This window comes from Neoroseomonas eburnea (assembly GCF_018129005.1).
Taxonomy (GTDB): domain Bacteria; phylum Pseudomonadota; class Alphaproteobacteria; order Acetobacterales; family Acetobacteraceae; genus Neoroseomonas; species Neoroseomonas eburnea.
The window spans coordinates 167026-188047 of record NZ_JAAEDL010000002.1 but is presented as its reverse complement, the minus strand read 5'-3'; the positions used below and the strand labels follow the sequence as shown (position 1 = coordinate 188047).

Here is a 21022-nt window from a genome sequence, read left to right as displayed (position 1 = left end):
CGTCAGCCCGCCAGGGTGAAGCCGAAGCGCTGCCAGGTGGCGGCGGTCTCCGGTCCGGTGATGAAATCGAGCAGAGCGCGCGCCTGGCCATTGCCGGCGGCACGCCGCGTGATCGCGAAGGGGTAGGCGATGGCCGGATGGCTTTCCGCGGGGAACAGCGCGGCAACCTCAAGCACGGTCGCGACGTTCGCATCGGTCGAGAAGATGATCGCGAAGGGCGCCTCGACCAGCATCAGCGGCAGGACGAACAGCACCGGATGCAGCAGCGCCATCACGAGCACCAGGATTGCGGCGGCGCGATGGAAGCGCATGGCAACATCGATGCCGTTGCGGCCTGAGACGAGGTGCCAGCGGCCGGAATGGGCAAACTGCAGCAGCAGCAGCGACAGGCCAACGAGGCCGAGCGCGATCCCCGCCTTCTCATGCCAGCCACCTGGTTCCGCCGCCGCGCCGAGCGCCAGCAGCAGCGGCTGCCAAGCCAGCAGGACAAAAGCCACCCCCGCCGCGGTCACCGATAGGGTCAGACCCGTCGTGGCTGGCGATGTTGGTCTGGATCCAGCATGCGGCATCGTGCCTCCTGATGGGCGCCGTTTGTCGGGCTGCTGGTGGAGCGCGTCACGGTCGGCGAGGCCGGGGCCGAGAGGCGGTCCTGGACGGACGCGACACGGACCGCCTGAAATTACAAGATTTCCTGGGCGCGGACGCGCCCATTTGGACAGGGCAACCTCCTATAGCCGGCAACTCCTGATGGGCGGTCCGCCTCAGCTTGCTGACGTAACGGATGACATTCTGGCTATCCCGGGGCACGATAAGCGCCGCTTGGAAGCCTCCGGCTCAGGCGGGGGTGCCGCCGGAGTTCATCGCCTTCATGTCGCCCGCCACAGTTCCGCCAGCGGTTTCCGCCGGTCAGATCACCATCGCGCTTCGCCAGATCGCGGACCGCATTCCGCGACTTCGCGCCCAGGGCGGCCGCATTTCCGAGCAAGATACCAAGCGCATCCTCATCACGCCGACTGTCGCGGCGCTGGGATGGGACATCCTCGACATCGATGAGGTTCGGAACGAGTACCGGCACAACACCGCTGACAACCCGGTCGACTACGCTCTCTTTCTCAATCGCTCTCCGGTGCTGTTCGTAGAGGCGAAGCCTCTCGGTCATGCCCTGGATGACAGGAAGTGGATCGTCCAGACGATCAACTACGCCAACGCCGCCGGGGTGGACTGGTGCGTACTCACCAACGGCGCCGAATGGCGCATCTACAAGGTCCACGCTCAGGTCGAGGCCGACCAGAAGCTCTTCACCGCGGTCAAGATCGAAGTACCCGAGAAACTCGACGACGCGGTCCGAGTGCTCAGCCTGCTCGGCCGGGACAACATGCGCGCCCGTGCCATCGATGAGTTGTGGCAGGCTTGGCACGTCGACCGCCAGGTTCAGGCGGCACTGGAGCAGACCTTTCAGGACGATGCATTCGCCGCCTTGATCCGGAAGCGCGTGCCGCAGCTCGGCCTTGCTGATATTCGAAAGTCGCTGCGGCGAGCCAGCATCGCTGTCGGCTACCCGGACAAGCCCCCGATGGAACTGAGATACCTTCGTGACGTGGCTGACGATCAGGGGTTGGACTGGGAGTACACCGAGAAGGTTCTTTCATCGCGGGACATCGACGAATGGATGAGGCAGGGGTGGTAGTAGCCGGCCACCAAGACACGGGGCAGTGGCGATTGGTGGGGCATACGGTTCGCTAACCGGGCCGCCTCGTTACGCCTGATCAGCCAAGGAATTCTGAGCTTTCCAGCGCGGCCGGAGCATCGAATAGGTCGCCAGGTTCGGAGAAACTGGGGCCGCAGAGAGCGGCCTCGCGGCCTTTCCCCATGTGCGCGCCCGCCACCCTGTCGCGAAGAATCCCGCGAAACCGGCCATTCTCGGCGGGCCTAACCCGGGGAGAGACAGGTAGCGAAGTGCGGAAGTGGCGTAGGAATGAGAACCGCCACCGAACACTCTCTGGTCTGAACCACCGGCGATTGCCCGTGACGCCCTGATTCTCTGCCTGAACCAGGACAGCACGGTGATGGCCGGGGCTCGGCCCGGAGACACGACTGGGCCTGCGCTTCAGTTTCGCCGACAAGGTACGCTGTCGTTACCCACCTCATAGCACCAGCCGCAGGCGAGATGGGCTCTCTATCGGGGATCCCGCCACATCATCACAGGCGCATGTCGCTGGAGGCGATCGCCAGCCGGGGCGGCGTGGGTGCGGCCTCCGGCGGGACCAGCCAACCGTCCCTCAGGTAGAAGATCTCGTCGAGCCGGTCGAAGATTTTCTCGTCGTGGGTGACGACGACCACCGCCGCGTCGTTCTTCCGCGCGACCCCGCGCAGCAGGTCCATCACGATCCCCGCCCGCTCGGAATCGAGCGCGGCGGTCGGCTCGTCGGCCAGGATGATGCGCGGCTGGTTGGCGAGCGCCCGCGCGATCGCAACCCGCTGCGCCTGCCCGCCCGAGAGTTGCGCCGGCAGCGCCTGCCCGCGGTCCCCGACCTGGAGGTAGTCGAGCAGTTCCGCCGCCCGCTGCCGTGCCGCCTCACGCGGCCAGCCGGCCAGGTCGAGCACGAGCCGCACATTCTCGAGCGCGGTCAGGAAGGGCAGCAGGTTGTGGAACTGGAAGATGAAGCCGATCTTCTCGAGCCGCAGCCGCCGCAGGTCGGGGCGCAGCCAGCGGTTGTCGTAGACCGTATCCCCGTCCAGGCGCATCCGCCCCCGGCTGGGCTCGGTGATGCAGGCGATCGCGTTGAGCAGCGTGCTCTTGCCCGAGCCGCTCGGTCCGAGCAGGCCGACCACGCTGCCGCCGAAGATGTCGAGGCTGACATCCTTCAGCGCATCGACCCGCGCCGCGCCGCTGCCGAAATGCTTCGAGATGCCGCGCAGCTCGACGCGCGGCACCCGCGCCCCCGCCCGCCCGGCATCGCCCTGGCCCGCCATCTCAGCCACCCAGCGCCCGCGCCGGGTCGATCCGCAGCGCGAGGCGCACGCCGAGCGCGCTGGCGATGAAGCACACCACCAGCGTCGCGCCCCCGAGCGCGAGCGCATCCTGCGGCAGCAGCACGACCCGGCGCGGGAAGATGTCCACGAGGTTCACCAGCAGCGCGGCGCCGGCGAAGAAGCCGATCGCGCCAATCGCCAGCGCCTGTTGCAGGATCAGCCCGACGATGGTGCGGTCGGGCGCGCCGATCAGTTTCAGCGTCGCGATCTCGCGCGTCTTGTCGAGCGTGAGCGTGTAGACGATCAGGGCGATGATCACGGTCGAGACCAGCAGCAGCGTGGCGGTGAACAGGCCGATCTGCCGCCGCGCCTTCTCCACCACGGATTCCAACAGCATCGCCTCCTGCTCGGCCTGGGTCAGCGCCGAGAGGTGCTTCCAGCGCCGGATGGTCGCGGCCACAGCCTCGGCCGAGGCGCCGGGGGCGAGGCGCGCGACGACCGCATTGACCGTGGGCGGGGTCCGCCCCGTGCCGCGTGCGGCCTGGGCCCGGGCGGCGTCGCCTTCCAGTTCGAATTGCAGCCGCTGCGCATCGGCCAGGGTCATGTGGACGACGGGGTTGCCCCCGGAATCGACCTGCCCTTCAGTCAGGCCGACCACCGTGAAGACATTGCGCCCGAGCCGGATCGTCGTGCCGAGGGCGATCCGCGCGCGACGGTCGGCAACCAACTCGTAGTGCCCGCGCGTGATCGGCCGGCCAGCGACCAGCGCCGCCGGCTCCCCCGGCCGCCCGAGTTCATGGCCGACCACGTTGAGGCGCAGCTTGCGCTCCCCGAGCGTCGCCTCCACCGACTGGTAGGTGACGGCGCCCGCCGCGGCCACGCCCTCGAGCCGGGCGATCATGTCGCGCGTGTCCTGCGGCAGGCGGGAGGCCTCGGCGAAGGGGCCGCGCCGCTCGGCCTCGACCACCCAGATCTGCGCCTGCGGCGCCCGCACCAACACCAGCGCGTCGTCCACGAGGCCGCGATAGATGCCGATCATCGACAGCACGATGCCGAGCAGCAGTCCGACGCCGAGGCAGGTCAACAGGAAGCGGCCGAGGTTGTGGCGGATGTCGCGCCAGGCGAGGTTCACCGCGCGCCCCCTTCGGACGGTTTCGCGATGGCCTTGCGCCCTTCCCGCAGCCCTCGTGGTCGCTCGGCCACCACGCGCGCACCCGGCGGCAGCGCGCCGGCCGGGATCTCGACCTGGCCATCCAGGGTGCGGTGACCGAAGGCGACCCGGCGCCGCCGCAGCCGCCCTTCCTCCACCGTCCACAAGACGCCGCCGCGCGCATCCGACTCCTCGAAGGCCGCGTGCGGGACCAGCAGCGCCTGGTCGAGCCGGGCCGTGGTGACCACCGCCTCCGCCTGCTCGCCGAGGTGGAAGTCGGCGGGGCAGTCGCGGCAGGCGATCTCGACCCGCCGTTCCTCGCCGACCCGGTCGTTCTCGATGCCGATGCGCGCGACCTCACCCTGGAATGCCTGTCCCGGCAGGGAGCGCAGCCGGATCGACGCCGGCTGGCCGACGCGCAGGCGGCCGGACAGCGCCTCGTCCACATAGGCGCGCACCCACACCGTGTCCGGATCGACGAGGTCAAAGACCGGGTCGGCCGCCCGCGCCGGGGCGCCGCGTTCGCGGTGGCGCGTCACCACGACCGCGGCGAAGGGGGCGGTGAGGCTGTGCTGGTCGAGCAGCGTGCGCTCGCGCGCGAGCGTCGCCGCGGCCTGTTCGAGGTTGGCCTGCGCGACGTGGACCCGGCTGGTCGCCTGCAACCGTTCGGCTGCCGCGGTCTCGACGGCGGTCAGCGCCTCCTCGGCCAGTTGCTCGGAGACGATGCGCCCGCGCGCCAGTTCCTGCCGCCGCGCGCTGGTGCGCTGTGCCTGCGCCAGCACGACCTCGGCCCGGCCGAGGCCCGACCCGGCCTCCTCGAGCGCCGCGCGGGCCTGCGTGACGCCGGCCTCGGCCAAGGCGACGCGGGCCGCCTGCTGGCGGGTGTCGAGCGTGGCGAGCAGCGCGCCCGCCGCGACCCGGTCACCCTGGTCGGCGTGCAACTCGCGGATCGTGCCCGGCACCTCGAAGCCGATGACCGCGACCACGCGCGCCTCGACGCTGCCGAGCCCATAGACCTCGACCGGAACGCCGTGCCGAGGCGCCGCCACGCCGACCTCCAGGGGCTGGGCGAACAGCAGATACGCTGCCCCCAGTGCGGCCGCGAGGACGAGGAGCGCGACGCCGGTCCGGCGGCCCGGGCGGAACCGCCGCGCCGGCGCGCGGGCCTCCTGCGCGGGGCCGGATGGGGCAGGCTGCTGCTGCGCCACCTCCGCTGCGGGCGCTCCTTCCGTGGTTGACCGGCCACCGGGAGCTGCCGTGGGTGCGAGGGCCTTGGCCGGCCCGCCCGGAAGGTCAAGCATGGTCGAGTGGCTTCCTGCCCGCCTTCAGGTATTCGCCGAGGAGAATGGTCGCGGGGTACAAAACCTCCTCCTCGGTCCTAGCGTGCAGGATCAGCTCCTCCGCGAAGCGGACATGTTCGGGGTGTCCCTCGGCACGCGCGGCCTCGACCAGCGCCCCGAGCGTCGCGACGATCCGGCCATGCTCGCCGAGCATGTCCGGCAATTCGGCCGTCAGCCGCTCCGCCATCGCGATGGCCGCCTCCGCCGCGCCGGACACGTCCTCCCCGCGTGCGACGCGCCCGAGAAGACCGAGCGGCGGCAAGGCGTATTCCTCCTCCTTGAGGAAGTGCGGATGCAGCGCGCCGGCGACGGCGCGCGCCGCCTCGCCGGTGCGCCCGCCGGCGCGGATCGCCCGCACCAGTGCCTCGTGGAGGTCGTCGTGTTCCGCCTTGAGCGGCTGGGGAATGCTGGGAGTCATGACGCCTCTCCTCCGGCGGATACCTTCATCCATGCGGCGGGTGCCTTCGCGACAGCGCCCCGGCACCCGTCCTGCAGCCCGGCCAGCCTGGGTGCTCCGACCGGCCGGCCGCCTTGATCCGCCGCAAGCGTCCGGGGCTGGCGCGGCTTGCGGCTCGGGCCAGGCTAGTGTCCTGCCTCGGCGCCGCCATGGGCCGCGGCACCCTTCATCGCCTGGTGGATGCCTTCGACATACTCGATGAAGGCGAACTCGGCGCTTACCCGCGCACGGGCATGAGGCACCTCGGCCGCGGTCCGCGGCTCGGACGGGGCTTCCCGTGCCGCCCGCGCGCGCTCCATCCGTTCGGCGACGCCGTGCTCCACACCTTGCGCGAGCATCGCCGTCAACGGCCCGGCCTCGCCGGTCGCCAGCGCCCGCTCCGCCGCCGGGATCGCCGGGCCGAAGTCGGTGCCGGCCGGCTTCAGCCCGGTATAGGGCGCGCGTTCGCCGGCGCGGTGCAGGCGCACCACGGTTTCCATGAACCAGCGGTCGGCGAGCGCCTTGGCCTCGGCGCCCTGGCCGCGCGCGGCCTGCGCAAGCGCGAAGGCCTGCGTGATCTCGGGTTCCGCGATGGCCGGCGCATAAGGCAGCGCGAGATTAACGTTGCGCGCATCGAGCGCCCTCAGCGCCGCGCCGGCGACCGGCCCGTCCACGCTGTCACAATGGGCGAAGGCAGGGGCGGCGACAGCAGCGGTCAACGCCCCGGCAAAGACGGTCAGCATCAGCAGCCTGCGCATATCGTGGTCCTCCGGCGAAGGGCTTCGTTCCATCAAAGGATGGCGTAGGCTGCGCCGGCACTCTGCGACCAAAGTCGCCTTCACCGTCGTTTTCAGAGGTTCCGGCTTGTCGTCCCTCGCCGCGCTCCTTGGCCGCCTGCCCTATTTCGACGGGCTCGATGCCGCCACGCTCGCTAGCCTCGCCGCCGATGCGCGCGAGAGGCACTGCCCCGCCGGCAGCCTGATCCTGGCCGAGGGCGACCCCTGCCAGGGGCTTTCCTTCGTGGTGCGCGGGCGGGTGAAGGCGTTCAAGCTGTCGGAGGACGGCCGCGAGCAGGTGCTGCGCATCCTCGGCCCCGGCCGGAGCTTCAACGACGTGCCGGTGTTCGACGGCGGCCCCAACCCGGCGAGCGTCGCGGCGCTCGAAGACAGCGTCGTCGGGCTGCTGCCGGCCGAGCGAGTCCATGCCCTGCTGCGCGAACGCCCGGAGGTCGCGGCGGCGGTCATCCGGATGGTCGCGATGCGGCTGCGGGCGATGACGGAGATGGTCGAGGATCTCGCGCTGCGCGGCGTCGCGGCGCGCGTCGCGCGGCTGCTGCTGGAATGCAGCCGTGGCGCGCCGCCGCTCGCCGAGGGCACCGGCGACCACTGCGCCCACCTCACCCAGCAGCAACTCGCGGCGATGACCGGCACGGTGCGCGAGGTGGTGCAGCGCGCGCTCAAGGCCCTGGAGCGCGAGGGCGCGGTCGAACTGGCGCGCGGGCGGATCCGCGTGATCGCGCCCGAGATCCTGGAAGCCTGGAGCGGTGCCGGCCGCCGCGAGGGCTGATGCGCCCGGCAGGGTCGCCGGGCGCATCCGCTTGCGGGGCTGGTCGGACCGGCCTCCTCACGACCGCAGCCGGGCGCGGACGAGTTCGCCGGTGACCGGGTGGTAGCGGGCCTCGATCGGGATGCGGCTGTCGTTCACCGCCCGGGCGTCGTAGCAGCCATCGTCCATCCGGATGCGGTCCACCCTATAGCCGAGCTCCTCGAGGGTCCGGCGGATCGCCTCGGCCGGCAGCCGGGTCTCGCCGGGGGCGACGCGGCAGTGGTAGAGGCCGGCGTTCCGCCCTTCGCCGGCCATGGCCGGGGCGGTCGTCGGCAGCGCCGCCGCGGTGGCACCGAGGGCCAGGGCGGCGGTCAACAGGGTCTTTCGCATCTTCGCTCTCCGTTCCGTGGATCCGGAGCGATTCCGGATTCGATGGCCGGACCCTAGCGGGGGCGTGCTGTCGGCCCGCTGTTGATGCATGTCAGCGATCCGTCAGCCGCAACCGGGCAGGATGCGGCCATGAGAACACATGATCCCCTGACCCGCCGCCAGTACATGATCCGCTTCGGCGGCTTCTGCGCGACGGCCGGTGGCGGGGCAATCCTGGCCGCTCCCGCCGCGCAGGCCGGCGGGCGGCGCGACCGCGACCACGACCGCGCCCGCGAGGCGCTCGAACGCGGCGAGGCACTCCCGCTCGCCGAGGTCCTCGCGCGGGTGCGCCCCGAACTGGGCGGGGAAGTGGTGGGCGTGGACTTCGAGCGCGAGCGCGGCGGCCGCTGGGTCTACGAATTCAAGGTGATCGGCCCCACAGGCCGCCTGGTCGAGGTCTATGTGGACGCCGCCACGGCGCGGGTACTGAGCCGAAGGACGGAGTGATGCGCATCCTGCTGGTCGAGGACGATGCGCGGATCGCCCGCGGCCTGCGCGTGGCGCTCGAGGCCGCGGGCTATGCGGTCGACCACGTCGCCGATGGCGAGGCGGCCTGGTTCCAGGGTGACACCGAGGAATACGACGCCGCGGTGCTCGACCTCGGCCTGCCGAAGATGGAAGGGCTCGCCGTGCTGCGGAAGTGGCGCGCCGGCGGGCGCGGCTTCCCGGTGCTGATCCTGACCGCGCGCGGCGCCTGGGCGGAGCGTGTGGAAGGGATCGACGCCGGAGCCGACGACTACCTGCCCAAGCCCTTCGCCATGGAGGAGCTGCTCGCGCGCCTGCGCGCCCTGCTGCGCCGCTCCGCCGGGCACGCCTCCCCGATGCTTTCGGCCGGGCCGGTCGTGCTGGACACCCGGCAGATGCGGGTGACGGTCGAGGGCGTCCCGGTGGCGCTCTCCGCGCTCGAATACCGCTGTCTCAGCTACCTCATGCACCACGCCGGCCGGGTGGTGCCGCCGACCGCATTGATGGACCACCTCTACGACCACGACCATGACCGCGACCCCAACGCAGTCGAGGTGCTGATGGGGCGCCTGCGCCGCAAGCTCGGGGTGGATCTGATCGAGACCCGCCGCGGCTTCGGCTACCTGGTGCCCGAGCGGCGGCCGGCGGCGTGATGCCGACGAGCCTTGCCGATGATGCGTCGTTGGCAGGGCGAGCGGTATCCGCGCGCGGAGCTGGTGGCGCGGTCGCGCGCAGAACCAAGATTCGAATACCGGGTCAGCCACAAGGCTGGCCGGTATGACGCGGCGCGGCGGCTCGCTGCGCCTGCGCCTGCTCGTCGCGGCGAGTGCGTCCGTGCTGCTGGCGCTGGCGCTGGCGGGCGCCGGCCTCGTGCTGCTGTTCGAGCGGCATGTGGAGCGGCGCGTGGCGATCGAGTTGCAGGCGCATCTGCGGCAACTGATCGACGGGTTGGAACGCGCCGAGGACGGCACCCTGCGGCTTGCCCGCCTACCGGCCGAGCCGCGTTTCGCCGAGCCGCTCAGCGGGCTCTACTGGCAGATCGCAGAGGAGGCGCCAGGCGCGGCGGCCGGGTTGCGCTCGCGCTCGCTGTGGGACGCGACGTTGAGGCTGCCGCCTGACGCGCTGCAGGGCGGGGAGGTACACCAGCACGTCACCCCAGGGCCCGGCGGCGCCTCGCTCCTCGCGGTGGAGCGGCACGTCGCATTGCCGGCGAGCCTCGGCGGCGGCGGCCTGCGCGCCGCGGTGGCGGTGGACCGGGCCGAGATCAGCGCCGCCGGGCGTGCCTTCGCGGTGGAATTGGCACCCTCCCTCGGGCTGCTCGCCGCCATCCTCATCACCGCCGCCTGGGTGCAGGTGGCGGTCGGGTTGCGGCCGCTCGGCGAATTGCGCCGCCGCCTCGCCGCCGTCCGCGCGGGGCGGGAGGCGCGGCTCGGGGCGGCGGGCTTCCCGGACGAGGTGCGCCCACTTGCCACCGAGGTAGACACCCTGCTCGACGCGCAGGACACGGCGCTGGCCCGGGCGCGGGCGCGGGCCGCCGACCTCGCGCATGGCCTCAAGACGCCGCTCACCGTCCTCGCCGCCGATGCCCGGGAGTTACGGGAACGGGGTGAAGGCGGGATCGCGGAGGAGATCGAGGCGGTCACCGAGGCGATGCGGCGGCATGTTGAGCGCGAGTTGGCGCGGGCGCGGACCGCGCCCGAGGGCGGCGGCCACTATGCGGCGCCCGCGCAGGTCGCGTGGCAGGTGGTGGACGTTCTGCGCCGGACGCCGCGGGGGCAGGCGCTGGACTGGGACATCGCCATCCCGGCCGGCCTCGTCATCGCGGTGGATGCGCAGGACCTCGCGGAGATTCTCGGCAACCTCGCCGAGAACGCGGCGAAATGGGCACGGAGCAGGATTCGCATCGCGGGCCGGCGCGATGATGCGGCCGATGCGGCGGTCCTGCTCCTGGTCGAGGATGACGGACCCGGCATCCCGGAAGACGAGGCGGAGAGGGCGCTCGCGCGGGGCGAGCGGCTCGACGCGACGAAGCCCGGCGCCGGGCTGGGCCTCGCCATCGTGGGCGACCTGGTGGAGGCCCATGGCGGCTGGCTCCGGCTTGACCGATCCGCGAGCCTCGGCGGCCTGAGGGCCGAGATCCGGCTCCCGGGCTGCCGGGATGAGGCTGCCACGGCGGGGTGGCCACCCCGGGCGCCCCCGCCGTGACATCCTCACCGGGCCCGCTTCTGCCCGGTGATCATCGCCCGGACGAGGTTCTCGCCGTGCTCGAGGCTGGCGAAGGCGACGCCGGCCACGTGGAGGCCGATGAGGCCCAGCGTGGCGTAGGCGAATGCCTCATGCAGGTCCTCCACCCACTGCGCACTCCAGAACGCGTCGGTCGTCATCATGAAACCGGTCGCGGCGGTGCCGGCCAGCATGGCGAGCAGGGCGACGACCATTGCGCCCCCCGCTGGGTTGTGCCCCAGATGGCGCGGCGCCCGCAGCAGGGCGGCATCGCGCAAATGGGTCCACACCTCCCGCGGGGGGCGGACGAAGTCGCCGAAGCGGGCGTGCCGCGGGCCGACGAAGCCCCAGGCGACCCGCAGAGCGACGAGGGCGGCGATGGCATAGCCGGCCGTGAGGTGCAGCCACTCGATCTCGTCGCCCGTCGCGAAGGCGAGGGCGAACAGGCCGACCAGACTCCAGTGAAAGACCCGCACGAACGGGTCCCACACCGGGACCGTCTGCACCGCCGCCGCGTCCCGGTCGTCGGCGGTGGTAGCCGTCGCCGGCGGCATCGCGCCGCCGGCTTTGACCACTGCATCGCTGCGGATGGTCATGTCATCTCCCCCTGCTCACTGGGTCGCGACGATCTGGCCCGATGTCGGATCGACGAACAGCTCGACGCGCGCGCCGTTCCGGTCGAGGGCGTAGATCTCGCCGCAGGCGGCCTTGAGCTTCGCCCTCTGGACCCGGTAGCCCGCCGCCTCGACCCTGGCCCTCAGCGTGTCGAGCGAGAGCCACTGGGCTTCCGGGGCCGTGGTGCAGGGGCGGCCGAGGCTGGCGGCCTGGGCGGTGGTGGCCGCGAGGGTGCCGACGGCCGCGAAGGCGGTGGCGACGATGACGAACTTGCGCATGGGATCTGTGTCCTCCGGGGCTTCGCGCTGCATGGTGCAGGGCGATGCGCGGGAGACTGGCGTGGCACCGCTGTCGGCCGGCTGACGCAGGGCGTCAGCGTTCCGACAGGTTCGACGTACGGGCGTTTCGCCGTCGCACCGGTGCCGCAGGTGGAGTCATTGCGTGCGGCCTTGGTGCCAATACGGACGGCAATAAACCCTGGCCGTGGCCGGAGATCGCTGCCGCCACGATCACTCGCGTCGTAGCGGTACGATCGCAATGAACCCAAGCCCCCCCATCACCAGGGCGAATGCGACGCCCCATTGATAGCTGCCGGTCTGGTCGATGATCCAGCCTGCCAGCAATGGACCGCACACGGCCGATATGCTGGATGCGGTGAGAAACACGCCCAGCAATGCGCCGCGATTTCCAAGACCGAAGAACTCGATCAAGATTACCGGCGTCAGCGCAATTCTTACGCCGTAGCCAAGCCCGAGCGTCGCCGCGAACGCCACCAGCCAGCCGTAGCCGGTGAATGGCAGCCACAGCAGATAGCTCACAGCCATCACCAGCACCGAGGATTTGTACAGCCGTACTGAACCCATCTTCTGGCTGATGATGCCGATGCCACCCCGTCCCAGGATGCTCGCTCCGCCGATGATCGAGACCAGCATTGCGGCGGCGACGGGGCTGACGCCGGTGGCCTGGGCGAAAGGTGCCAGGAAGACCATCGACGCCGTGAGGCCGGTCGTGGCCAGCACCCAGGAGATATAGAGCAGCGCGAAAGAGCGCGACCGCACGACGCGCCGCAGCTTCGTTGCCGGGCTTTCCGGAGCGGGCGGCGGCGGGCGGGCAATCCAAGCGCAGAGCAGAAGCAGCACGAAGGCGCCCGCGCCGAACACCGCGTAGGCCGCCCGCCAGCCATGCGCCTCGATCAGCATCGCTGCCACGGGGGGCATCAGCAATGTCCCGCAGCCCGTGCCGGCCGCGGCCAGGCCGAGGGCGGTTGTGCGATGGCGGTTGAACCACCCGCCGACGATTGCCAGCGTCGGGACATAGGCGCAGGACGCCCCAATGCCGACGCCAAGGCCATAGGTCAGGTAGCCAATCCACATCTGCGTCGTCGTGGCCGTGAGCACCAGTCCGGCGGCCATGATGACCGCGCCCGCCGAGACGATGCGGCGCGGACCGAATCGGTCGCTGAGGCGGCCGGTGACCGAGCCGAAGAAATAGAACAGGACGCTGGTGATCGCAAAGAAGGCGGAGGTCGAGGTGCGGCTGGCATCGAACTCTGCCGCCATCGGCGTGAAGAACACACCGAAGCTGTACATCACGCCGAAAGCCACGAAACCGGCGATGAAGGCGGAGAGGGTGGCGAGCCAGCCTGTGAGGGAATCCGGCGCATCGGGTGCGGCGAGGTCTTGAGTCATCAGGCAGGCATGTTCCGTGATGGCCGGATGGGCCACGTTAGGAAAGCATTGGCCGGTCGACACTCCGATTCTTGCGCTGGCTCACCGCTTCCAGGGGGCAGCGGTATTGTCCCCGGCCAGCGCTGACCCCGACCGGCGTCCGCCTCAACGGCTGCGCCCCATCATCGGATCGCAGACTTCCGGCGCTGCGCGAGGCTAACGCGTGCTGTGGCCTGGCCAAGCGCCTCGCCGACTGGATCAGCGATCCGCCACACCCGGAGCGGATCCGGCGCAGCCCTGCCGACATGCTGCGCTTCCGCCTGCTGATGATCGCCGCTGACTATGAGGACGGCAATGGCGCCCACAGGCAGCGCCGTAATCCGGATCGGAATCGGCGTCCTTCAGCAAGAAGCTCCCGTTCTCCGCGAGGCATGGAGGGGATCAGCCGCAGCCAGGTCTCCCGCCTCTGCGCCGAGATCGATGACCGCGTCCGCGACTTCCTCGCCCGCCCCATTGAGGGTGATTGGCCGTATCTCTGGCTCGACGCCACCTACGTGAAGGTCCGCGAGGCTGGCCGCATCGTTCCCGTGGCCGTGACCATCGCGGTCGGCGTCAACGCCGACGGGCGGCGCGAGGTCCTCGGCATGGCGGTCGGCAGTTCGGAGGCGGAACCCTTCTGGCTGGACTTCCTGCGCACCCTGAAGCGGCGCGGCCTGGCCGGCGTGAAGCTCGTCATCTCCGACGCCCACGAAGGCCTGAAGGCGGCGGTGACCAAAGTGCTGCGGGCCACCTGGCAGCGCTGCCGCGTCCACTTCGCACGCAACGCTCTCGCGCACGCGGGCAAGGCCCAACGGCGGATTGGGCCTGCCCCGCCTGAGTGGACACCTTTGATAGGCTGAAGGGCCAGGAGGTGACGATGGTGGAGGGCGTGAAACGGCGTCGGAGTTTCCCCGACGCGTTCAAATGGGAGGCGATTGCCGCGATGCGTAGCGGTCGCTCGGCATCGCAGGTGGCGGCCGAACTGGGTCTGCCGGATCGTCTGGTCCGTTCCTGGCTGCGTTGGGCTGAGGGGCGTTCGCCCGGGGTAAGCGGCGCGCCGGCGCCGACGCCCCGACGAGAGCAGGCGGCGCCGGCGCGCCGCGTCGGGCCGAGCCCGGCCGATCAGGCCGCCGAGATCGCCCGGCTGCGCAAGGAGCTCGAGCGCGTTCGAATGGAGCGCGACATCTTAAAGCGAGCTGCGCTCATCTTCGGCCAGGCGGCGGACCGGAGGTGAGCTTCATGTTCATGCGCGACCACGCCGCCGATTTCCCCGTCAACGTCATGTGCGAGGTGCTCGGCGTCAGCCGCAGCGGCTACTATACCTGGGCAAGCCGGGCCGAGAGCGCGCGGGCGGCCGCCGACCGGGCGCTGGCTGCCGAGATCCAGGCCGCCCACGCGGCCAGCCGGGGCCGCTATGGCAGCCCGCGCGTGCATGCCGAACTGTGCGCCCGCGGCCGCCGGGTTGGCCGCAAGCGGGTCGCCCGCCTGATGCGCGGCATGGGCCTGGCGGCGCGCCGCAGGCGCCGCTTCCGGCGGACGACAGACAGCAGCCACGCCTTCCCGATCGCGCTCAACCTGCTCGGACGCAAGTTCACGGCGGAGGCGCCGGACCGGGTCTGGCTTGCCGACCTGACCTACATCTGGACCGCGGAAGGCTGGCTGTATCTCGCCGCGGTGCTCGATCTCTACACGCGCAGGGTCGTCGGCTGGGCGATGGCCGACCACCTCGGCCACGAACTGGCGCTTGCCGCACTCGACATGGCCATCGCGCGCCAGCGGCCGCTGCCCGGCCTGATCCACCACGCCGACCGCGGCGTGCAATTCGCCGCGCATCGCTATCGCGCCCGCTTGCTGGCGCATGGCATGCTCTGCTCGATGAGCCGCAAGGGCGACTGCTGGGACAACGCGCCGATGGAAAGCTTCTTCGCGACGCTGAAGGGCGAACTCGTCGAGGAGGCCGACTACCAGACGCGCGACCAAGCCAGGGCCGATGTGTTCCACTACATCGAGGGTTTCTACAACAAGCGCCGCTTGCACTCCGCGCTCGGCTACATCACACCCGAGCAGAAGGCAGCAGCGTTCCATTCAGCGGCAATAGCCGCGTAACCGTGTCCACAAAAGCGGGGCAAGCCCATTGCCGGGCAGGGTCGACTGATCGAGCTCGGCTTCCACCAGGGGGGCCGCGGGGTTCGGGCTTCCTGGATGGTGCGGGGATCCGGAAGGCGCCGCTTGCCCCGGCGCAGGCCAGCGTCCGGCCCGCCCGCGCCCTACAAGTGCCGCAGCGCCTCCGCCGGCATCAGCCGCACCGCGCGCCAGGCCGGATAGGCCGCGGCCAGCGCGCTGAGCGGCAGCGCGGCCAGGAACGGCAGCGCGATGTCGGCAAGGTCGGGCGTGAAGGCCACGAAGTCGCCGATTGCCGGTAGCGCTCCGAAGATGCTGGAGGTGAGGAGTCCCACGACCAGCCCCGCCGCGCAGCCGGCACATCCCAGGATCAGCCCTTCCAGCGCGATCAGCCCGATGATACGCACATCAGACCACCCCATCGCGGCGATCACGCCGATTTCCCGCGTGCGCTCCTGGACGGACATCAGCAGGGTCGAGAACAGGCTCAGCCCGCCCATCACCAGGGCCACCGCATAGATGGCGCGCGAGACCGCGCGCAGGATGCCGATGTTGCGGTCTCCTTCCAGCAGTTCTCGCGTGTCCGAGACGGTGACCGGCAATGCCGCGGCGATGGCGGCGCGCAGCGCCGCCTGGTCCGCGCCCTCGGCGGCGCCGACCGAGAAGGCGGTGACCTGCCCCGGGCGGAGCGCGGCGGCCTGCAGCACATCGAGCGGCAGGATGCCGAGGCCGCGGTTCATCGCCGTGCCGAAGCGCGTGATGCCCACGACCTCGAAGGGTTCCTCAAAGAGTTCGAGGCGCGCCCCGACCCCGAGCCGGAGGCTTTCCGCCAGCACGTCGCCCAGCAGGAGTTCCCGCGCCCCCGGCCGCGGCAGTCGCCCCGCGGCGAGCGGCGCGCGCGCCCAGGACGGTGCGCCGGTGGACCAGCCGACCAGCAGGAACTGCCGGCCCTCGGCGGTCGCCGCGAAGGCATAGAGCTCGGCCGAGACCGAGCGCACGCCGGGCAGTGCCGCGATCCGGCCCCCGTAGCTCTCGGGCAGGCGCGCGCTGATGATCTCGGTCGCACCACGCTGCGCCACCATCAACTCCGCGCCGCTCTCTTCGAGCCCCCGCGCTACGCTCTCGGTGATGCCGCGCCCCAGAGCGAGCAGCCCGACCACGGTTCCGGCCGCAAGCGCGATGCTGAGCACCGTGAGGATGGTCCGTGCCGGCCGGCGCAACAGGTTGCGCAGGGCGAAGCCGGTCAGCGTCATGCCGCCGCCTCCTCAGCCCCGCGGCCATCCTCGATACGCACCTGCCGCCCGCACAGCCCGGCGAGGCCGGGGTCGTGCGTGACGATAACGAGTGCCATCCCGGTGCGGTCCTGCAGTTCGAACAGCAGGCTCGCCACCTGCGCCGCGCTGGCGCGGTCGAGGTTCCCGGTCGGCTCGTCAGCGAAAAGCAGGTCCGGCTCGCGCACGATCGCCCGCGCGATCGCTACGCGCTGGCGCTCGCCCCCCGAAAGCTCGTTCGGGAGGTGGCCGAGCCGGCCACCGAGCCCGACGCGCCGCAGCGCCGCCTCGGCCCGCGCGACCTGCTCCGTCGCGGCCAGGCCGTTGCCCATCAGGGCGAGCTCTACGTTGAGTTGGGCGGTCAGCGTCGGCAGCAGGTGGAATTCCTGGAAGACGATGCCGATGGATTGCCGACGCAGCGCCGCCCATTCGCGCCGCGTCCGCACCTCCCGCCCGCGCCAAGCGACGCAGCCCGCATCGGGACGGTCCAGGCCGGCGGCGATGTTCATCAGGCACGACTTGCCGCTGCCGCTGCGCCCGTGGATCGCCAGCCGTTCGCCGGCCACGATCGCGAGGTCCACTCCGTCCAGCGCGACGATCCGCCCGTGGTCGAAGGTGCGACGCACGCCGCGCAGGGACAGCAGGGGCGGTGTCATCGCCGGCTGCCCGCCGCGAGGGCCGCGACCGCGGCGCGCGCGTCGCCCTCGTGCACTGCGAGCAGCGCGTCCAGCTCCGAGCGCAGCGTGGCCCCGAAGCCGACGCCGTCCACGCTCATGTCGGTCAGGCGCCAGCCCATCGCGCCGCCCGGCGCGACGGCCCAGACAAGGATCAGGTCGCCGGTCCCGGCGCGCGCGAGGCGCGTCGTCAGGCGCCAGCCCGAGGAGGTCGCCCGCTCCCGCACCACCTCAGCCGCGCCCGCCTCCGGCGCCGCGAGGAGGGGGGCGCATTCCCGGCCGAGCCGCGCCCCCGTGGCTGCGGTCAGTTCGGACCGCAGCGCCGCATCGAACCCCTCCCAGCGCGGCCCGGCGGCGGTTTGCGCCAGCGCGTGCGCGTCGAAGGCCGTCGCGAACGCTTGACGGCACGCGGCCTGGCGCGCCGCCGGGTCAGGTAGGGCTCGCGCGGCGCGCAGCCGCGCCTCGACCTCCGCGACGAAGCCCCGCGCATCCTGCGCGAGGGCGACCGCCGCCGCCAGCATGGCGGGCAGTAGGAGCGCCGCGGCGCGCCTCACACTGTCAGGATCCCGTAGCCGTAGGAGATCCCCGCGCTGCCGACCAGGAAGCACACCCGGTCGCCCTTCTTCACGCGTCCGGTCCTGAGCGCGTGGTCGAGCGCCACCGGCATGGACATCGAGACGGTGTTGCCGAACACGTCGTGCGGGCAGAGCCACTTCTCTGGCGGGATGTCGAGGGCGCGGCGCACCACTTCACCCGCGCGGGAGCTGGCCGCGTGCAGGATGAAGAGGTCGATCCCCTCATGCCCGCCCTTGGCTAAGCGGGGACGCATCACGCCGACCAGCGCGGTGATGACGCGGGTGAAGAGGCGGTCGGCATGGGAGAGGAAGCGGCCGGGCTCGGGCTGGGCAGCCGCCTCCGCCGGCAGGAAGGCGGAGACCGTCGGCAGCGGGATCATGCACACGTCGTAGAGCTCACCATCCGAGCGCAGCACGATCTCGGGCGACGCGCCCTCCCCCGGTTCGAGCAGCACGGCGGACGCCGCCTCGCCGAGGGTGAAGCCCGCCAAGTGCTCGTCCAAGACCGCCGTCTGACCGCCGCGCGGCATGATCGTGTCCTGCATGCCCGCCTCGACTCCGAGGACGAGGGCGTTACGGTAGCGGCCGGAGCGCATCAGCGCCTCGGCCACCTCGATGGCGCGCATCCAGCCGGCGCAGGCTTCCATCACGTCGAAGCAGGAGGCGTTGCGCGCGCCGATCAGGGCCTGCGCGGCGGCGGCGGTGGAAGGCTCCATCCAGCCGCGCGCCACCGCGCAGTAGACGATCAGGTCGACGTCCTCCGCGTCGCGCCCGGCGGCGGCGAGAGCATCCTCCGCCGCGCGCTGCAGCAGGCTCGCAGCGTAGCCCGGGCGCGGCGGGTAGAGCATGTAGCGCTCACGTGTACCGGCGCGGTCGAAGATGTGGCGCACCTTCTCCGCCACCTCGGCCCGCGCCGCCGGCGGCATTCCGTCGGCGGCGACCCGTTCGTCGAGCAGAGTGAGGAAGGTGGGGTTGTCGATCCGCATCGAAGGCGTCGCGCAGGCCAGGGAGACGATACGCACCTAAGGTCCTCTCGGTTATGGCGCGGCGCGCGCGCCCGGCGCGCCCCGGACCGGCGCGGGAAAATGCCGCCGGTGAAGGCATGGATGTGCGGGTGCAGCACATCGCGGCGCGGGAGGGAAGCCCCCGGCGCGCCGGCGCCGCCAAAAGCTCGGCCGGTGTCACGCCGCGAACGGACGAGGACGAGCTCCACGACCTTCTCCTCGAGCAAGGCCGCAAGCTGTGTAACCTGAGAGCCCTCTGTGATTGGGGTTGTGGGCGTCCAGCTGTCCCTCTGTCCCGTCCCTCTCGCCTCGAGCCATTCCCGTAGGTCAACTCGCTTCTCTTCGCGGTCGACGTGCGGTCGCCACATAATGGGGTCAGGTCAGCGACCTTCGAGGCATTGCTGCGCTCCGGCTGCGGACTCTCAGCGAGATCGCCTCGCCATCGTCCCCACGGGAACGGCGCGGCTCCGTCGTCGTCCGACAGGAACTGAAACTCCTCTCGTCATACAGCGACCGCCTTCGCCGTATGCTGTTTGCCCAGCGGAACTCGCCGCCATCGACCCACATGCGGTGGAGGATTACGGCCAGCTTGCGGGCGACCGCGACGCGTGCGCGTGCCATGCCTCGGCGCTTGGCGACGCTCGTGCTTGCCAGCACCGCGTCATCCGCGGCCACTTCGCGCACGCGCGCCGGGAAGGCTTTGCGGCTCGGCGTGCCGACTTTGAGCCCGACGTCGCGCAGCAGCGCCCGAATACCGTTCTCGACGTCGCGGCGCGTGTTGAGCAGCATCCGCCGCACCCCAAGCTTGATCTGCACATCGAAGTCGACGATTCCGTTCTGCGCGGATTCAACATATTGCACTGACGCTCGTCTCCTTACGTGACCAGGCGTCAGTGCCTCCCCTATGGTCGTCATCGATGGGGACCCGGACCCGAAAGCGCGGGGACCGCCGGAGACGCCACACGAGGGGTGGATCAAGGGCGGCGGTGGGAATGGCGGCGGACCCGCTGGTGCCCACCAGGCCGGCCGTCATAGGGTCGGCCGCATCATGAGCGATCGACCGTGCCTGCTGCCGCTCGGCGTGTGACGCCTGGAGCGCCGGGCACGGTCGGCGCGATGACCGTCAGCGGCAGATGGCCCGATTGAACGCGCGATCCGCTGCCATCGCGTCCATCATGCGCGCGAGCGCCGGCGCGGTCGCGAGTTCGGCGACGGCCTGCCGCTGCAGATCGGCGGGGAACTCCGTCACTCGCGGACAGGGCCGCTCAGAAATCTCCGCGCCGCAGGCGCTCAGCAGCACCAGCACGCTCAGCCTCACGAGCCGCTGCATCCGCTGCCCTCCTCGTTGTTCGCTCCGCTGTGGCCGCATCTGCCTTCGCAGCGTCATGACCGTCTCGACGCCCCGCCAGATACGCAGCACCGATCGCGGCCAGCGTCGCGCCAGCGAGTGCGAGCCAGCCCTGAACCCGCGCCCACAGCCATGCGATCACGCCGCGCGCTCCCGCCGCAGCAGGACGGACACGGCTACTGCTGCGATGGCGAGTACCAACGCCACGCCGATCCAAACCGGCACCCCTGCCAACGCCTGCAGCGCGGGTGCCGCGGTTGCCGCCGCCGCGGCATAGCCGCCCAGCTTCGCCGCCTCGGCCCCTTCGGTGGGCGGCGCCGCCGGCGCGACATGCCGGCTGGCGACGAACTCCCCGCGCGCCCAGAGCCCGGCCTCGGCGGCGCGACGGTTCACCAGCCCCGGCACGGTGACCAGGCGGCCATGCTGCCGCTGCTTCACGTAGAGCCCCATGCGCCGGATCGCGCCGTCGTAGTCTCCGCGGTTCAGCGTCGCCGCGATGTTGGCCAGCGGCTTCCCCGCCGCGGTGTTGTGCCCCAGGTTGAACGCGAACGACACCAGCGCGCCGTGCTGGCCGTCCGTCAGCGGGACCGTGACGCTGCGCGCGATCGCCGCCTCGACTGGCGCCAGATCCTCCAGCAGCAGCCGCTCGGCCTCGGCCGCGGTGATGCGCTGCCCAGGCCGCACGGTGCGGGTGTGCCCGTAGCCGATGGTCAGCGTCCCGCGGATGGCATCGCCAGGCTGAATGAACCGCGGCGGCCGCGCCGGATCGGCGTCGTCATAGGCGTGGAGGACACAGCCCTCCCAGCGCTTGAGCAGGTCGAGCGCCTCGGCGCTGATGCGGCGGGGGGTCATTCGCCACCCCCGAACCGCGCCGTGAGCAGCCGGTCGAGCTTGCCGTCGAGCTTGTCGAGGCGGGCGAGGACGCGGCCGACATCGGCATGCAGGTCGGCCTTGGTGGCGTATTCGCGCGCCAGCTGCTCGCGCGTGCGCGACAGGCAGAGCTCCATCTGCCGCAGGCGGTCGAGCGAGGCCTTCAGGAAATAGGCTAGCGGCGCGATGGCGAGCGTCGTCACCACCTGCCAGAGCAGGGTCGGTGTGAGGTCCATGATGTTCTCCTGGGAGTGTGAGGCAGGCGGCGGGGGGCGTG

General features: G+C 71.4%; 23 protein-coding genes and 2 pseudogenes. 7 read left to right on the top strand and 18 right to left on the bottom strand.

Annotation, left to right across the window (positions count from 1 at the left end):
- Positions 1-2: 2 nt before the first annotated feature.
- Positions 3-497, bottom strand: a complete 495-nt coding sequence (locus tag GXW74_RS28575; RefSeq protein ID WP_211844841.1) for a molybdate ABC transporter substrate-binding protein — start codon at positions 495-497, stop codon at positions 3-5.
- Positions 498-781: 284 nt separating this feature from the next.
- On the opposite strand from GXW74_RS28575, the gene GXW74_RS03245 reads away from it, so the two are divergent.
- Entirely contained in the window at positions 782-1687 is a 906-nt protein-coding gene (locus GXW74_RS03245; protein WP_211844840.1) for a type I restriction endonuclease, read from the top strand.
- Between the two features lie 512 nt (positions 1688-2199).
- Here the strand turns inward: GXW74_RS03245 and GXW74_RS03240 are convergent.
- From GXW74_RS03240 to GXW74_RS03220, 5 genes are all read right to left on the bottom strand, one after another.
- Entirely contained in the window at positions 2200-2973 is a 774-nt protein-coding gene (locus GXW74_RS03240; RefSeq protein ID WP_211844976.1) for an ABC transporter ATP-binding protein, read from the bottom strand.
- A 1-nt stretch (position 2974) separates the two neighbouring features.
- The gene (locus GXW74_RS03235) at positions 2975-4105 is read right to left on the bottom strand and encodes an ABC transporter permease (protein ID WP_211844839.1); all 1131 of its coding nucleotides are present in this window, start codon (positions 4103-4105) and stop codon (positions 2975-2977) included.
- Positions 4102-5331 carry an efflux RND transporter periplasmic adaptor subunit gene (locus tag GXW74_RS03230; RefSeq protein ID WP_211844838.1) on the bottom strand — a complete coding sequence of 410 codons (1230 nt, stop codon included), beginning with the start codon at positions 5329-5331 and terminating at the stop codon, positions 4102-4104. Before GXW74_RS03230 ends, GXW74_RS03235 begins: the two co-directional genes overlap by 4 nt.
- Before the next feature lie 85 nt (positions 5332-5416).
- A complete protein-coding gene (locus tag GXW74_RS03225) occupies positions 5417-5881 on the bottom strand; it encodes a hypothetical protein (RefSeq protein WP_211844837.1) in 465 nt (154 codons plus the stop codon).
- Positions 5882-6045: 164 nt separating this feature from the next.
- Positions 6046-6657, bottom strand: a complete 612-nt coding sequence (locus tag GXW74_RS03220; RefSeq protein ID WP_211844836.1) for a DUF6448 family protein — start codon at positions 6655-6657, stop codon at positions 6046-6048.
- 106 nt (positions 6658-6763) lie between these two features.
- Here GXW74_RS03220 and GXW74_RS03215 point away from each other — a divergent pair, with 106 nt between their 5' ends.
- Positions 6764-7465, top strand: a complete 702-nt coding sequence (locus GXW74_RS03215) for a Crp/Fnr family transcriptional regulator (protein WP_211844835.1) — start codon at positions 6764-6766, stop codon at positions 7463-7465.
- A gap of 57 nt (positions 7466-7522) precedes the next feature.
- On the opposite strand, the gene GXW74_RS03210 is transcribed toward GXW74_RS03215, so the two are convergent.
- Positions 7523-7834, bottom strand: coding sequence for a PepSY domain-containing protein (locus GXW74_RS03210; protein WP_211844834.1), 312 nt, complete (start codon positions 7832-7834; stop codon positions 7523-7525).
- Positions 7835-7963: 129 nt separating this feature from the next.
- Here GXW74_RS03210 and GXW74_RS03205 point away from each other — a divergent pair, with 129 nt between their 5' ends.
- The 3 genes from GXW74_RS03205 to GXW74_RS03195 all read left to right on the top strand — a co-directional run bounded on the left by GXW74_RS03205 (position 7964) and on the right by GXW74_RS03195 (position 10543).
- The gene (locus GXW74_RS03205; RefSeq protein WP_246522801.1) at positions 7964-8320 is read left to right on the top strand and encodes a PepSY domain-containing protein; all 357 of its coding nucleotides are present in this window, start codon (positions 7964-7966) and stop codon (positions 8318-8320) included.
- Entirely contained in the window at positions 8320-8991 is a 672-nt protein-coding gene (locus GXW74_RS03200; protein ID WP_211844833.1) for a response regulator transcription factor, read from the top strand. Before GXW74_RS03205 ends, GXW74_RS03200 begins: the two co-directional genes overlap by 1 nt.
- Positions 8992-9115: 124 nt before the next feature.
- A complete protein-coding gene (locus GXW74_RS03195; protein ID WP_211844832.1) occupies positions 9116-10543 on the top strand; it encodes a sensor histidine kinase in 1428 nt (475 codons plus the stop codon).
- A 5-nt stretch (positions 10544-10548) separates the two neighbouring features.
- On the opposite strand, the gene GXW74_RS03190 is transcribed toward GXW74_RS03195, so the two are convergent.
- From GXW74_RS03190 to GXW74_RS03180, 3 genes are all read right to left on the bottom strand, one after another.
- Positions 10549-11157: a cytochrome b/b6 domain-containing protein gene (locus GXW74_RS03190; RefSeq protein ID WP_246522799.1), complete on the bottom strand. Its 609-nt coding sequence runs from the start codon at positions 11155-11157 to the stop codon at positions 10549-10551.
- Positions 11158-11172: 15 nt separating this feature from the next.
- Positions 11173-11454: a PepSY domain-containing protein gene (locus GXW74_RS03185; RefSeq protein WP_211844831.1), complete on the bottom strand. Its 282-nt coding sequence runs from the start codon at positions 11452-11454 to the stop codon at positions 11173-11175.
- 231 nt (positions 11455-11685) lie between these two features.
- Positions 11686-12864, bottom strand: a complete 1179-nt coding sequence (locus GXW74_RS03180) for an MFS transporter (protein WP_211844830.1) — start codon at positions 12862-12864, stop codon at positions 11686-11688.
- 407 nt (positions 12865-13271) lie between these two features.
- Between GXW74_RS03180 and GXW74_RS27845 the strand changes: the two are divergent.
- Both GXW74_RS27845 and GXW74_RS03170 read left to right on the top strand, forming a co-directional pair.
- Positions 13272-13703, top strand: a pseudogene (locus tag GXW74_RS27845) (IS256 family transposase); the annotation flags it as partial.
- Between the two features lie 56 nt (positions 13704-13759).
- Positions 13760-14988, top strand: a protein-coding gene (locus tag GXW74_RS03170; protein WP_246522797.1) for an IS3 family transposase whose coding sequence is annotated in 2 segments (ribosomal slippage) — positions 13760-14098 and positions 14101-14988 — 1227 coding nt in all. Because the reading frame shifts where the segments join, the coding sequence is not laid out codon by codon here.
- A gap of 161 nt (positions 14989-15149) precedes the next feature.
- Here GXW74_RS03170 and GXW74_RS03165 read toward each other — a convergent pair.
- The 8 genes and pseudogenes from GXW74_RS03165 to GXW74_RS03130 all read right to left on the bottom strand — a co-directional run bounded on the left by GXW74_RS03165 (position 15150) and on the right by GXW74_RS03130 (position 20981).
- Positions 15150-16256, bottom strand: coding sequence for an ABC transporter permease (locus tag GXW74_RS03165; protein ID WP_211844828.1), 1107 nt, complete (start codon positions 16254-16256; stop codon positions 15150-15152).
- The gene (locus tag GXW74_RS03160) at positions 16253-16930 is read right to left on the bottom strand and encodes an ABC transporter ATP-binding protein (RefSeq protein ID WP_211844827.1); all 678 of its coding nucleotides are present in this window, start codon (positions 16928-16930) and stop codon (positions 16253-16255) included. The genes GXW74_RS03165 and GXW74_RS03160 overlap by 4 nt, the downstream gene beginning before the upstream one ends.
- Positions 16927-17502, bottom strand: coding sequence for an ABC transporter substrate-binding protein (locus GXW74_RS03155; RefSeq protein WP_211844826.1), 576 nt, complete (start codon positions 17500-17502; stop codon positions 16927-16929). Before GXW74_RS03155 ends, GXW74_RS03160 begins: the two co-directional genes overlap by 4 nt.
- Positions 17499-18545, bottom strand: a complete 1047-nt coding sequence (locus tag GXW74_RS28570; protein WP_211844825.1) for a 3-oxoacyl-ACP synthase III family protein — start codon at positions 18543-18545, stop codon at positions 17499-17501. The genes GXW74_RS03155 and GXW74_RS28570 overlap by 4 nt, the downstream gene beginning before the upstream one ends.
- 516 nt (positions 18546-19061) lie before the next feature.
- A pseudogene (locus GXW74_RS28745) lies at positions 19062-19166 on the bottom strand (IS110 family transposase); the annotation flags it as partial.
- Between the two features lie 484 nt (positions 19167-19650).
- Complete coding sequence (locus GXW74_RS03140; RefSeq protein ID WP_211844824.1) at positions 19651-19857, bottom strand: hypothetical protein; 207 nt, start codon at positions 19855-19857, stop codon at positions 19651-19653.
- 156 nt (positions 19858-20013) lie between these two features.
- A complete protein-coding gene (locus tag GXW74_RS03135; protein WP_211844823.1) occupies positions 20014-20727 on the bottom strand; it encodes a lysozyme in 714 nt (237 codons plus the stop codon).
- A complete protein-coding gene (locus GXW74_RS03130; RefSeq protein WP_184487162.1) occupies positions 20724-20981 on the bottom strand; it encodes a hypothetical protein in 258 nt (85 codons plus the stop codon). Before GXW74_RS03130 ends, GXW74_RS03135 begins: the two co-directional genes overlap by 4 nt.
- Positions 20982-21022 lie beyond the last annotated feature (41 nt).